Origin of the sequence: Segatella copri (assembly GCF_009494395.1) — a bacterium.
GTDB lineage: Bacteria > Bacteroidota > Bacteroidia > Bacteroidales > Bacteroidaceae > Prevotella.
The window spans coordinates 229,110-243,029 of sequence record NZ_VZCB01000079.1 but is presented as its reverse complement, the minus strand read 5'-3'; the positions used below and the strand labels follow the sequence as shown (position 1 = coordinate 243,029).

The window sequence follows — 13,920 nt, the reverse complement described above, 5'->3', positions numbered from 1 at the left end:
TTTTTATTTATATAACAGTCTTTTCCCTAATTTTGCGGCAGAATCAAACAATGACAATTTTTGAAACTTAAAATATTATAATAGTATGAACAATCTTTCAAGATTACTAATGAGCTCTGCGCTCTGTGCTGTTTGCACCGTAGCTAGTGCACAACAGGTAAATGTAAATGGCATCGTAAAGGATGCTGCCGGTGAGACAGTCATTGGTGCATCTGTTATGGTGAAAGGCACAAAGACTGGTACTGTTACCGACTTTGATGGTAACTTCCATGTAGAATGTGCTCCTGGTTCCACACTTGTTATATCTTATATTGGATATAAGACGCAAGAAGTAAAGGCTTCAGACAATATGGAGGTAACACTTCAGGAAGATGCCAACGACTTGCAGGAAGTGGTTGTAACAGGTTATACCACTCAGCGAAAGGCCGATTTGACCGGTTCCGTGGCTGTAGTTTCAACCAAGAACCTGAAGACAAACTCAGAGACTGACCCGATGCGCGCTTTGCAGGGTCGTGTTCCTGGTATGACTGTTACTACCGATGGTTCTCCTATTGGTTCAGGAACCGTGCGTATTCGTGGTATCGGTTCTTTCAACTCTTCTCAGGATCCACTTTATATCATAGATGGTGTACCTACCACTATGGCATTGAATACCCTCAATACAAATGATATAGAGAGTATGCAGGTTTTGAAGGATGCCGCTTCAGCTTCTATCTATGGTTCCCGTGCATCGAATGGTGTCATCATCATCACCACCAAGAAAGGTAAGAAGGGTAGCAAGGTTGCTGTTGACTTCTCTGCCAACCTGACTGCACAGTTCTATTCCAACCAGTCGAAGATGAAGCTGATGAACTCCAGCCAGTATGCTACTGCGATGGCTCAGGCAGCCCTGAACGATGGACTCGATCCTGTGGCTTATGCTGCCAACTACGGCATCGACTTGAATGCAGCCTCTGGAACTCCAATCACCGTTTGGAATCCTGCTACCAACCAGTATCAGAACTATACTATCAATGGTCGATATGATGGCTACATCAATGCCAAGAAGACCATGCGATTCTCCGACACCGACTGGCTCGATGAAATCTCTCGCACAGGTTTCTCGCAGAACTACGACCTCTCTGTATCTCATGCTAATGACAAGCATAGCGCTATGTTCTCCTTGGGATACAAGAACAATGAGGGTGTCTTGAAATATACCGACTTCGAGAATATCTCAGCTCGTTTGAATACTTCTTGGAATTTAAACAAGATCGTAACCGTAGGCGAGAATGTAACATTGACTTATACCTCTCAGGTAGATTGCCATCCGATGGAGAATGCCTTGAAGATGCCTTCCATTGTTCCGGTTTACGAAGAAGATGGCAAGACCTTCGCTGGTCCAGTGGGTAGTATGGCCGACCGTCAGAACCCTTGTCGTGAGCAGTATCAGAACCGTAACAACCACCTCGACTACTGGCGCATCTTCGGTAATGCTTTCGTAGAATTGAAGCCTGTCAAGGGATTGACTCTGCGTTCTAACTTCGGTTTGGATTTCAAGACATCGTTTATCAATTCGATGACGAATACTTATCATTCCGATATTGTCAACAATGACATCGCCAAGACAACGCTCTCGAATAACAATGAGACTAACTGGACATGGTCTAACACAGCCCAGTACGTTACCCAGATTGGCAAGCACAACATCGATGTACTCGGTGGTATGGAAGTTTCCAAGCAGTCGGTTATCGATTTCTCTGCCTATTCAGAAGGCTATGCGCTGGAAGATGTAGATTACATGTGGCCAAATGCTGCCACGGGAACGATGCGTAACTCGGGTGCAAAGGTAGGTTATCGCCTGGCTTCTTTCTTCGGAAAGGTGAACTACAACTGGGATGATCTCCTCTTGGCTTCCTTTACTATCCGTCATGATGGTTCATCACGTTTCGGTAAGGCTCATCGCTGGGGTACTTTCCCTGCTGCATCACTCGGCTTCAGATTCTCTAATCTCCTGAAGAAGGATTGGTTGGATGATGCCAAGTTGCGACTCTCTTGGGGTCAGACAGGTAACCAGGCTATCGACAACAATGCACAGTTTGGTCTTTATGTAGTGGATTACGGATTAGACCGTGTAACCTCTACAGCATACGATCTCTTCCTGCAAGGTTCAGGTACCTTCCCTTCTGGCTATCGTGCCACACAGTTGGCTAACCCTAACTTGAAATGGGAGGCTGCTACCCAGTACAACGTAGGTTTGGATTACACCCTGTTTGGCAACACCCTCTATGGTACAGTGGATGCCTATATTAAGAATGTAAAGGATATGTTGATTAATCCTGCTTATCTGGGTGCAACTGGTGAAGGTGGAAATTCATGGCAGAATGGTCCTTCGCTCCGCAACTGGGGTATGGAGTTCACCGTGGGTTATCGCAAGACCTTGGCTAATGGACTTGGCATCGATGTGAACGGCAATCTGGATTTCTTCCGCAATAAGGTTACTTATTTGCCAGCAACAACAACAGGTGCTTACGCTCACACATCTACGGAAAACCTGGTGCAGAGTGGCAAGTCATACGGTTCTATCGTAGGTTATGTAGCCGATGGAATTTTCCAGAATCAGGCAGAAGTAGATAAGTCTGGACAGCCAAACGCACGTGTCGGTGGATTGAAATACAAGGACTTAGATGGTAAAAATGGAATTACTTCAGATGACCAGACTTGGATTTTCGACCCTGTGCCAGCCTTCTCTTATGGTTTGAATATTGCTCTCAACTACAAGGGCTTTGATTTCAGTATGTTCTGGCAGGGTGTCTATGACCAGGATGTGTATAACAACCAAAAGTTCCAGACCGACTTCTGGGCTATTACTGATAGTGGTTCTAACAAGGGTACCCGTTTGCTCGATGCCTGGAATACCAACAATACCGGTTCTTCCATCCCACGCTTGAGCACCATGAACACAGCCGATGAGGGTCGTGCTTCCTCTTACTACGTTGAGAATGGATCTTACTTGAAGTTGCGCACCTTGCAGGTGGGTTACACTATCCCAAGCAGCATCCTCTCTAAGTTGAAGATGACCAGTGCCCGTGTCTATCTCTCAGGTCAGAATCTTTTGACCCTCAAGAGCAATAGCCTGACCTGTTCAGACCCAGAGAATCCAAACTGGAACTATCCACTTTCAACATCCGTATCATTCGGACTTCAGGTAGGTTTCTAAAATGTTTCATATTTTTAAAGAGAATTCTAAGATGAAAAAGTTATATACAATGGTGCTTGCAGCAGCACTGGTAGGAACATTCACCAGTTGTGATGATTTCCTGGATTACAAGCCAACAGCTGTGGTTGATGAAGATAAGGCTTTCAACGAGCCAGACAAGATGGTAAACAGTGCCTATGCGATGTTGGGCGACTGTTGGTATTCTTACCCATTCAACCTTTGGCCATACGGTGACCTTTCTTCAGACGATTGTTTGAAGGGCGGTGGTGGTACCGGTGACACCGGTTATCACGATGTGGAGATCTGGAGTACCTTGACCTCTACTAAGGGCGAACTCGACGAGTTATGGTATCGTCTCTATTGTGCCGTTTCCCGTTGCAACCGTGCCTTGGTTTCTTTGCAGCAGAATGGTGAGAGCACACTGGGTGCTGAGCTAACCAAGCAGCGTGAGGCTGAGGTTCGCTTTCTCCGTGCTCATTTCTATTTCAAGTTACTTACCATGTATCGTCAGATTCCTTGGATAGACGAGAAGGTTTATGAGGATAAAGCAACAGAGAGCACATCAAACACTCAGTTTACTTACGAGGAATTGTGGCAGAAGGTGATAGCCGACTTCCAGACAGCATACGATGTACTTCCTGCTAAGCAGAAGGATGGCGGTCGTGTCAACAAGATTGCAGCCGCAGGTTATCTGGCTAAGTGTTATCTTACCATTGCCTGGGGTGATGGCTATGAGGCAACCGATGGTGTTGACCATATTAATAAGGAGTATATGCAGAAGGTTGTCGAATATACTGATGTGGTGAAGAATTCAGACTATGGTTACATGGCAGACTTCGGCGACATCTTCCTGCCTGACAATAAGAACAGCAAGGAGTCAGTTTTTGCTGTCCAGGCTTCCGACTATAGCGAGGACCATACTACCTTCGGACGTGGCAACTGGTCTAACGTGCTGAATGGCTGTTGGGGTATGTGGTCTTGCGGATGGGATTTCCACAAGCCTTCACAGGACCTGGTGAATGCCTTCAAGACCAAGAACGGACTTCCTGAGTTTGATGACTACGACAAGACTTGTGATTATCCTGTAAACGGTAAGCCTAATAGTCAGAAATGGGATCCACGTTTGTTCCATACCGTTGGTATGCCTACCTTCCCATATAAATATGAGTCAGAATACACGATGACTACAGCCAACTCTCGTACACCAAACGTTTACGGTTACTATACCTCTCTGAAGGAAGTACCACAGCGTTCTAAGGGTGAAACTTTCAATGGCTCTTGGCAGGCGTTTGCGATGAACGACTATGTGCTCCGTTATAGCGACATTATGTTGATGCGTGCTGAGGCTTTGATAGAGTTGAACCGTCTGGCTGAGGCTCGTACCATCATCAACGATATCCGTAAGAGAGCCAAGAATTCTGTGGATAAGCATATTGAATATGCCAAGGATCAATGTGATATAGCCCTCTATCCAGAGTCTTATTTCCAGGATAAGGAGACAGCAAGAAAGTGCCTGCGCTGGGAGCGTCGTCTGGAAATGGCTATGGAGAACGGCCGCTTCTTCGACTTGCGCCGCTGGGGCATTGCTTCTAAGACACTGAACAAGTATTTTGCATCAGAGCAGACCGATAAGTATGGAGAGCAGACATACGCTCAATACCTGAAGGATGCCAAGTTTACTCCAGGCAAGAACGAGTTCTATCCGGTTCCATATAACCAGCTGTATTACATTCCTGGTCTTTATAAGCAGAATAAGGGATACGAGTAATTACCATCGGTATTTTTAGATAATTAGATAATTAGACAATGAAAAAGATATTTATTTCAGCGCTTGTCGCTCTTTGCGGTTTCACCGCCAGTTATGCCCAGCAGGCTTCTTTCTTGAGCAATAACCACTGTCTCTATCGCATCAGCCAGGAGAGTCAGAACCAGAAGTGTCTCTTGCTCCCTGTGCAGGAGAATGCGGAGATAGCCAATATTAAGGTGATTGCTGACAACAAACAGGTGAAAGCCATCAATGTGAAGTTGGCTAAAGACTACGTAGATTATTACGTGCCTCTCTATATGAATGAGTTTGCCGGTTTGAAGGGCCTGGCTCTCGATATCCATGTCAATGGCGATTATAACAAGGAAGGACTGAATGCCCTCACTTGCTGGAAGGAGATGAAGTTCTCTGATTCTTTCGATATGAAGAATCGTGAACAGTATCGCCCAGTTTTCCATCACACTCCTGTTTACGGATGGATGAACGACCCAAATGGTATGTTCTATAAGGATGGCGTATGGAATCTCTACTTCCAGTATAATCCTTACGGATCACAGTGGGAGAATATGACCTGGGGACATTCTACATCTACCGACTTGGTACATTGGAAGTTCCAGGGTGCCCCTATCCAGCCAGATGCAATTGGTACCATTTTCAGCGGTTCTGCCGTTGTGGATAAGAATAATACCGCTGGTTTGGGCAAGGGTGCTGTTGTGGCTCTCTACACTTCGGCTGGTGAGAACCAGACACAGAGCATGGCTTACAGCACAGATAATGGCAAGACCTTTACCAAATATGAGGGAAATCCGATTATCACCAGTAATGTGCCTGATTTCCGTGATCCTCACATGTTCTGGAACGAGGACATCAAGAAATGGAATATGATCATGGCGGTTGGTCAGCACATGGAAATCTATTCTTCAGATAACTTGAAGGACTGGAAATACGAAAGCTCTTTTGGTGAGAAGTATGGCAACCATGGCGGTGTCTGGGAATGCCCAGACTTGATGAAGATGAAGGTTCGTGGCACCGGTAAGGAGAAGTGGATGCTTATCTGCAACATCAATCCTGGTGGACCTTCCGGAGGTTCTGCTACCCAGTATTTCATCGGTGATTTCGACGGTCATAAGTTTACTTGCGACAGTAAGCCTGAGGTTACCAAGTGGATGGATTACGGTAAGGACCACTATGCCACAGTTTCCTTTGATAATGCTCCAAACGGTCGCCGTGTGGCTATCGCCTGGATGAGCAACTGGCAGTATGCCAACCAGGTTCCTACCCAGCAGTACCGTTCAGGCAACTCTATTCCTCGCGACTTAGGTCTCTTCGAGTATAAGGGTGAAACTTATTGCAGCGTGGTTCCATCTCCAGAGATGACAGCGGCAAGAAGCAAGAAGGCAGGCAAGAAACTTACAGCATCTTGCGAGATGGTAGTGAATCTGAAGGGAAATGCTACTATCACTTTGAGCAACGACAAGGGCGAGAAGGTAGTGATGAACTACGATGCCAAGGCAGAGACTTTCTCAATGGATAGAACCAAGAGCGGTAAGATGGATTTCAGCAAGGACTTCGCTGCAGTCACCAAGGCTCCAACCTATGGCAATATCAGCCAGCTGCGCATCTTCATCGACAAGAGCAGCATCGAGGCACTGGATGCCGATGGCAAGATGTCCATGACCAATCTCGTGTTCCCAAGCAAGCCTTACAATAAGGTTACTGTAAAGGGAAAGGGTAAGTATCAGATTTACGACATCAAGTAACCTCATCTGTTAAGAACTGAATCTATAAGATAATTGTTTCTAAGAGTGTTACTGATGTAACAATGCAACATAAATGGTAGCCGATGAACGATATTTTATGATATATTGTATCGTTTGTCGCTACCTTTGCACCTGTAAAAAGAAGCAATAACGCTAACAATTATGAATAAGTCGTCAAAATTATCAATCATCCCGGTGATGCTCTGTTTCTTCGCCATGGGATTTGTAGATTTGGTAGGTATCGCCTCCAACTACGTAAAGGAAGATCTCAACCTCAATGATGCAACAGCCAATCTGTTCCCTTCATTGGTATTCTTCTGGTTTCTCATCTTCTCGGTTCCTACGGGAATCCTGATGAATAAGATAGGTAGAAAAAAGACAGTACTCCTGTCTTTGATCGTAACCGTTATCTCACTCCTTTTGCCCATCTTCGGCGAAAACTTCGAAATGATGCTCGTGTCATTCTCTTTGCTCGGTATCGGAAATGCATTGATGCAGACATCCTTGAACCCGCTGGTTTCAGTGGTGACATCAGGTAAGAACCTGGCTTCTACTTTGACCTTCGGTCAGTTTGTCAAGGCCATCGCTTCCTTCCTGGCTCCATATATCGCTATGTGGGGTGCCATGGCAAGCATTCCAACCTTCGGCTTGGGCTGGAGAGTTCTCTTCCCAATCTATATGGTTATCGGAATTGCAGCTACCTTCTTCCTGGCAGGTACACCTATCGAGGAAGAGAAGAACGAGGGTAAGGCTTCCGGTTTTGGTGAGTGCTTCAAGTTGCTCGGCAAACCTATCGTGTTGCTTTCCTTCATCGGTATCATGTGCCATGTGGGCATCGATGTGGGTACCAACACCACTGCTCCTAAGATTCTGATGGAGCGTCTGGGATGGAGCCTGAATGATGCTGCCTTCGCCACATCACTCTACTTCATCTTCCGTACTATCGGATGTTTCACCGGTACAGTCTTTCTCCGTATGATGAAGACCCGCACTTTCTTCGTCATCAGCGTAGTGATGATGGCTCTGAGTATGATTGGTATGTGGTTAGGAGAGAGCAAGACAATGCTTTACATCGCCATCGCCCTGGTGGGATATGGCAATTCTAACGTATTCTCCATGATTTTCTCTCAGGCTCTGCTTGCTATGCCTGACAAGAAGAACGAGGTGAGTGGATTGATGATCATGGGACTCTTCGGTGGTACCATCTTCCCTTTGATTATGGGATTCGCCAGCGATGCTATGGCCAGGCTGGTGCTGTAGCTGTCATGGCAGTAGGTGTAGCTTATCTCTTCACTTATATCCGCAAGTTATAATCTGCAAGTTATAATAAAAATCGTTCACTATCGTTTATAACGTATATATATAATAAGGTGTAATTATGGAAACAAAGAATTTAGATACAAAATATTGCGTAGGTTTGGGTGAGATTCTTTTTGATGTTCTCCCTACTGGTTCTCAACTCGGTGGTGCTCCTGCCAACTTCGCTTACCACGCAGGTCAGCATGGTCTGCATTCTGTAGCAGTCAGTGCTGTGGGCAAGGATGTTCTGGGCGATACTGCTCTCCGCCTGCTCGATGAGAAGAAGCTCAAGTATGTGATGCCTGAGGTAGAATTCCCTACAGGTACCGTTCAGGTGCAGCTCGACAAGGAGGGTGTTCCTACATACGATATCAAGCAGAATGTGGCTTGGGACAATATCCCATTCACCGATGATATCAAGGAGATTGCTGCCAATGCCGGTGCTGTTTGCTGGGGCTCTCTGGCTCAGCGCAGTGAGGTCAGCCGCAAGACCATCTATACGTTCCTCGATCATACTCCAGAGGATTGTCTGAAGATTTTCGACATCAATCTTCGTCAGAACTTCTATACTACTGAGGTGATTACCGAGAGCTTGAAGCGCTGCAATGTGTTGAAGATCAACGATGAGGAGTTGATTACCATCGGCCGCCTCTTCGGTTATCCTGGTTTGGATATCGAGAACAAGTGCTGGTTGATTCTCGGCAAGTACAATCTTGATATGCTCGTATTGACCTGCGGTGTAAACGGCAGCTATGTCTTCGCTCCGGGTGTGAAGTCATTCCAGGAGACTCCAAAGGTTGAGGTGGCTGATACCGTAGGTGCAGGCGATAGCTTCACCGGTACTTTCTGTGCCAGCATTCTGAAGGGTAAGAGCATCCAGGAGGCACACGAGCTTGCCGTTAAGGTAAGTGCATACGTTTGTACCCAGAATGGTGCAATGCCTCAGATTCCTGAGGAATATACATTGTAAGGCTCCCCATTTGGTCAGTAAGTATTAGTTTTGAATTGTTGGTTTTTAGTGAATAGTTGATATATAGGTTTAATGTTGATTGATTAGCTGCTATCTGCTTGTGAAGAGTAGATAGCAGCTCTATTTTTTTTAGGAAAAACATGGGATGTTGATAAAGCAGTTTATCAGTGAAGAATAATTTAAAGGTAAAAAAGTAAAAAGGTAAAAGGATCTTTAAAAGAAATACAGATAAAGAAAAAAGCTCAAGGCCAATGGCCCTGAGCTTTTTTATATTATTGATGTCTGTATCATTACTTCTGGCATTCCTTGCAAGGAGTCCAAGGCTTCAACTGCTTGAAGAAGTCGTTGCCCTTGTCATCTACGAGGATGAATGCAGGGAAGTCCTCTACGGTAATCTTCCAGATAGCCTCCATACCGAGCTCTGGGTACTCTACGCACTCGATGCTCTTGATAGAACTCTGAGAGAGAACGGCAGCTACACCACCGATAGTACCGAGGTAGAAACCACCGTGCTTCTTGCAAGCCTCTGTAACAACATCGCCGCGGTTACCCTTGGCAATCATTACCAAGCTAGCGCCGTGATCCTGGAACTCATCTACGTATGGGTCCATACGGTTGGCTGTGGTAGGTCCCATAGAGCCACATGGATAACCCTCTGGAGTCTTGGCTGGACCAGCATAGAGGATAGGGTGGTTCTTGAAGTACTCTGGCATCTCCTCGCCAGCATCCAAGCGAGCCTTGAGCTTAGCGTGAGCGATGTCACGAGCCACGATGATGGTACCCTTCAGGTTGACACGGGTGCTTACAGGATACTTGCTCAACTCGGCACGAACTGCGTCGATACCCTTGTCGAGGTCGATCTCGATACCCTTTGTACCCTCACCTGGGTTGCGGAGCTCCTCAGGAATCAGCTCTGTTGGGTTCTCGTCCATCTTCTCCAACCAGATACCGTCCTTGTTGATCTTAGCCTTGATGTTACGGTCGGCAGAGCAGCTTACACCCATACCGATAGGGCAGCTTGCACCATGGCGAGGCAAACGGATGACACGGATATCGTGAGCGAGATACTTACCGCCGAACTGTGCACCCAGACCAATCTTGTGAGCCTCTTCGAGGAGCTTGTTCTCCAAGTCGATGTCACGGAAAGCACGACCAGTCTCATCACCTGTTGTAGGCAACTCATCGTAGTACTTGATAGAAGCCAACTTCACGGTAAGGAGGTTCTTCTCGGCAGAAGTACCACCGATAACGAAGGCGATGTGGTAAGGAGGACATGCAGCTGTACCCAGGCTCTTCATCTTCTCTACGAGGAATGGGAGGAGTGTGCCCTCATTCTGGATAGTAGCCTTGGTCATAGGGTAGAAGTAGGTCTTGTTGGCAGAGCCACCACCCTTGGCAACCATTACGAAGCGATACTCGTCGCCCTCTGTAGCCTCGATATCAATCTGAGCAGGAAGGTTGCAACGGGTGTTCACCTCATCATACATATTGAGAGGAGCGTTCTGAGAATAGCGGAGGTTGTCCTGTGTGTAGGTGTTGTAAACACCCAGGCTCAAAGCCTCTTCGTCCTCGAAGTCAGTCCATACGCGCTGACCCTTCTCACCGTGGATGATAGCAGTACCTGTATCCTGGCAGAATGGGAGAATGCCCTTAACGGCAGTCTCTGCATTGCGGAGGAACTGGAGTGCTACGTACTTGTCGTTCTCTGAAGCCTCTGGGTCGCTGAGAATCTTAGCCACCTGGAGGTTGTGCTCACGACGGAGCATGAACTCTACGTCGTGGAAACCCTGCTGTGCCAGCAAAGTAAGAGCTTCCTTGGAAACCTTGAGGATAGTCTTACCCTCGAACTCTGCTGTGCTTACGCCTTCCTTAGAGATAAGGCGATACTCTGTCTTGTCCTCTCCAATCTGGAACATTGGAGCATACTTAAAATCTGGAGTTTTTGCCATAATGTTTTTTTGTTATTTTAAACTGTTGAAATATTCAATATATTCTTTTTCCTATTTAATAGCCGAAGATTTCCTCTTGAGAGAGACGCTTGATTGGCGCAATCTTCTCCAGGCTCTTCATATCGAGATTCTTCTCATCACCGAGGATCACCATGCGGTATGGCTTGCCTACGATATTCTGCTTCTCGAAGTTCGTGATGTCCTGCAGGGTGAGTGAAGGGAGCTGCTCGTAATAGAGCTTGGTTACATCATAGTCGATGCCCATCAGCTTGGCATTGAAGTATGCGTTGATGACGCCAGCCTTGGTAACGCGACGGCTCTGGATAGACTTCATCAGGTTCTGCTTGGCAAGATTGAAGGAAGCCTCGTTCTGTGGGAGATTGTTGGTAATCTCGTCAAATACGTGGATGCAGTCCATCATCTTGTCATTCTGGGTGATGATGTGACGCATGAAGTAATCCTTCTCGTCCTTGCGAACTGGAGTGTAGTAGGCAGCACCGGCATTGTAAGCCAGACCGCGGGTCTCACGAAGTTCCTGGAAGACGATGGTATTCATGCCGCCACCATAATACTCATTGAAGAGAGAAATCAGGGCACCATCCTTCACATCGCTCTTCTTTCCGGTGTTCTGGTAAGAACGCAGATAGATGTTCTTGGCATCGTAAGGAGCGATATAAATCTCGTTCTGCTTGATTTCTTCCATCTTGTACTCCTTGCCCTCAGGAACGGCAGCAAGCTTCTTGGCTGTCTTGTGCTCCTTGGCGAGCAGGGCGTTGAGCTGCTTCTCGCTGTAAGGACCGTAGTAAGCCACGGTATGCTCGATGTTGTTCAGTCCGCCCAGAAGATTGACGAGCTCCTGAGGATCCATCTTGCGCAGGTCAGCGGTCTTGATGGCGTTGCGGGTTGGGTTATAGGCACCGTAGGTGCTGTAGTCCCAGAGATAGCTGAAGTTTGACATCTGGTTGGTCTTGGCATCCTGCTGTTGCTTCTCGATGAGGTCGATGAACTGGTTCCATGAGGTCTTGTCTGCCTTGGCATGGTGCAGGATTTCCTCCGTCAGCCGGAGAGCTGCAGGAAGGTTCTCGTTCAGACCGTTGAGGCTGATCTGCAGAGTCTTGGAACTCTGGGCGATGCTGAAGTTGCAAGCCAGCTTGTAGAAAGCCTGCTTGATGGCAGAAACGCTCTTCTTGTCGGTTCCGATATAGTCGAGATACTGGGCTGCATAGCTGTAGCGGATATCATCCTCATCGCCGAACTCGTAGCGGAATACGAGGTTGAAGAGGTCGTCCTGGGTGTTCTGCTTGTAGACGAGAGGCAGCTTCCTGCTGGTCTTGCCTACGGTAAGGTCCTTCTTGAAATCGAGGAACTGAGGCTGGATTTCAGGCACCTGGGCGTTCTTGATTTCCTTGACGAATGCACTCTCATACTCGCGGTTTGCCGGAATAGGAGTGATGGCAGGCTTCTCAATCTTCTTCAGGGTAGTATCCTCGCCCATTTGCTTGTAGACGCAGATGAAGTTGTCATCGCGCAGATATTTGTTGGCGAAATCCACGATGTCCTGCTTGGTCAGCTTGCTCTGACGCTCCAGCTTGCCGGCTACGTCTTCCCATTTCTCATCGTTGATGAAGGCGTCTGCCATGATGCTGGCACGGTTGTCGTTGCTGTCGAGACCTCTGTAGAAGTTCAGCTTCTTGTTGGCGATGACCGAAGGCAGGAGGTCGTTGTCGAATTCTCCACGGCGCAGCTTCGCCATTTCCTGGAGCATGAGGCTGCGGACCTCTTCCAGCTTCTGACCCTTGTTAGGATTACCGGCAAGGATGAAGGCAGAATAGTCGTGCAGACCATAGACGAAGGCTCCGGCAGAAGCCAGCTTCATCTGCTGCTCCAGGTCAACTTCCATCAGTCCAGCCTTACCGTTGGAAAGCATGTCTTCGATGACATCGAGCACATCGCTCTCCTTGTCGTTGGCGCCCTTGAATTTCCATGCGAGCATCACGTTTTCAGCTTCCTTGCCCACTACGGCAGTATCCTTGACGGCAGTAATGTCCGGCTGCAGGCTGAACTCAGGACGGGTGAGGTTGTCGCTCTTCTTCCATGAACCGAAGTATTTGTCGATGATGGCAATGGTCTGGTCTGGATCAAAATCACCTGCCAGGCAGATAGCCACATTGTTAGGTACATAGTAGCGGTGGAAGTAGTTCTGGATGTTGATGATGCTAGGGTTCTTGAGATGTTCCTGCTCACCGATGGTGGTCTGGGTACCGTAAGGATGGGTAGGGGTGAGAAGCTTCCAGAGGGCAGCAAACTCCTTGTCGTTGTCGCTAGCCATAGAGATGTTCTTCTCCTCATATACAGCCTCCAGCTCGGTATGGAAACCGCGGATTACCATGTTCTGGAATCGGTCGCTCTGCACCTTAGCCCAATTCTCTATCTCGTTGTTCGGGATGTTCTCTACATAGCAGGTCACGTCGTTGGAAGTATAGGCGTTGGTGCCTTGGCTTCCGATGCTCGCCATCAGCTTGTCGTACTCGTTCGGGATGTTGTACTTGGCTGCCAGCTGCGAAACCGAGTCGATTTCGTGATAAGCCTGCTTGCGCTGTGCAGGGTCGGTCAGCTTGCGGTAGCTCTCATATCGGCGGGTGATTTCGTCGAGATAAGGCTTCTCCTTGGCGTGGTCGGTGGTGCCGAACTTCTGGGTTCCCTTAAACATCAGGTGCTCCAGATAGTGGGCAAGACCGGTTGTCTCGGCAGGGTCGTTTCTGGAACCTGTCTTGACGGCGATATTAGCCTGCAGACGAGGCTTTTCCTTGTTGACTGACATGTACACCGTCAGACCGTTGTCGAGGGTGTAGATGCGTGTCTTCATCGCATCACCGGGGATGGTGGTGTAATGATAATCCTTAGCTGTGGCGCTGATGCTGCCCATCAGGACAGCTGCCAGCAAAACGTGCTTGATCTTCATTTTAAATTATAAATTG

Annotated in this window: 6 protein-coding genes and 1 pseudogene; 5 read left to right on the top strand and 2 right to left on the bottom strand. The window is 47.6% G+C overall.

Features of this window, described 5'->3' with window-relative positions; genetic code table 11:
- Window positions 1–85 precede the first annotated feature (85 nt).
- The 5 genes and pseudogenes from F7D73_RS10660 (at window position 86) to F7D73_RS10640 (ending at window position 8,993) form a co-directional block, all read left to right on the top strand.
- Window positions 86–3,199 carry a SusC/RagA family TonB-linked outer membrane protein gene (locus F7D73_RS10660; RefSeq protein WP_153096315.1) on the top strand — a complete coding sequence of 1,038 codons (3,114 nt, stop codon included), beginning with the start codon at window positions 86–88 and terminating at the stop codon, window positions 3,197–3,199.
- A gap of 31 nt (window positions 3,200–3,230) precedes the next feature.
- A complete protein-coding gene (locus F7D73_RS10655) occupies window positions 3,231–4,967 on the top strand; it encodes a RagB/SusD family nutrient uptake outer membrane protein (protein ID WP_153096314.1) in 1,737 nt (578 codons plus the stop codon).
- Between the two features lie 38 nt (window positions 4,968–5,005).
- Complete coding sequence (locus tag F7D73_RS10650; protein ID WP_153124561.1) at window positions 5,006–6,724, top strand: DUF4980 domain-containing protein; 1,719 nt, start codon at window positions 5,006–5,008, stop codon at window positions 6,722–6,724.
- Between the two features lie 162 nt (window positions 6,725–6,886).
- A pseudogene (locus F7D73_RS10645) lies at window positions 6,887–8,037 on the top strand (MFS transporter).
- A 65-nt stretch (window positions 8,038–8,102) separates the two neighbouring features.
- Window positions 8,103–8,993 (top strand): carbohydrate kinase family protein, encoded by an 891-nt coding sequence (locus tag F7D73_RS10640; protein ID WP_153096311.1) that lies wholly within the window; start codon window positions 8,103–8,105, stop codon window positions 8,991–8,993.
- A 290-nt stretch (window positions 8,994–9,283) separates the two neighbouring features.
- On the opposite strand, the gene F7D73_RS10635 is transcribed toward F7D73_RS10640, so the two are convergent.
- A complete protein-coding gene (locus tag F7D73_RS10635; RefSeq protein WP_153091149.1) occupies window positions 9,284–10,942 on the bottom strand; it encodes a fumarate hydratase in 1,659 nt (552 codons plus the stop codon).
- Between the two features lie 55 nt (window positions 10,943–10,997).
- On the bottom strand, window positions 10,998–13,904 hold the full coding sequence (locus tag F7D73_RS10630) for a M16 family metallopeptidase (RefSeq protein WP_153096310.1): 2,907 nt from the start codon (window positions 13,902–13,904) through the stop codon (window positions 10,998–11,000).
- Between the last annotated feature and the right edge of the window lie 16 nt (window positions 13,905–13,920).

Coding starts and splice junctions, on each gene's coding strand:
- F7D73_RS10630 (WP_153096310.1), bottom strand. CDS start 13,904: ATGAAGATCAAGCACGTTTTGCTGGCAGCTGTCCTGATGGGCAGCATC.
- F7D73_RS10635 (WP_153091149.1), bottom strand. CDS start 10,942: ATGGCAAAAACTCCAGATTTTAAGTATGCTCCAATGTTCCAGATTGGA.
- F7D73_RS10650 (WP_153124561.1), top strand. CDS start 5,006: ATGAAAAAGATATTTATTTCAGCGCTTGTCGCTCTTTGCGGTTTCACC.
- F7D73_RS10655 (WP_153096314.1), top strand. CDS start 3,231: ATGAAAAAGTTATATACAATGGTGCTTGCAGCAGCACTGGTAGGAACA.
- F7D73_RS10640 (WP_153096311.1), top strand. CDS start 8,103: ATGGAAACAAAGAATTTAGATACAAAATATTGCGTAGGTTTGGGTGAG.
- F7D73_RS10660 (WP_153096315.1), top strand. CDS start 86: ATGAACAATCTTTCAAGATTACTAATGAGCTCTGCGCTCTGTGCTGTT.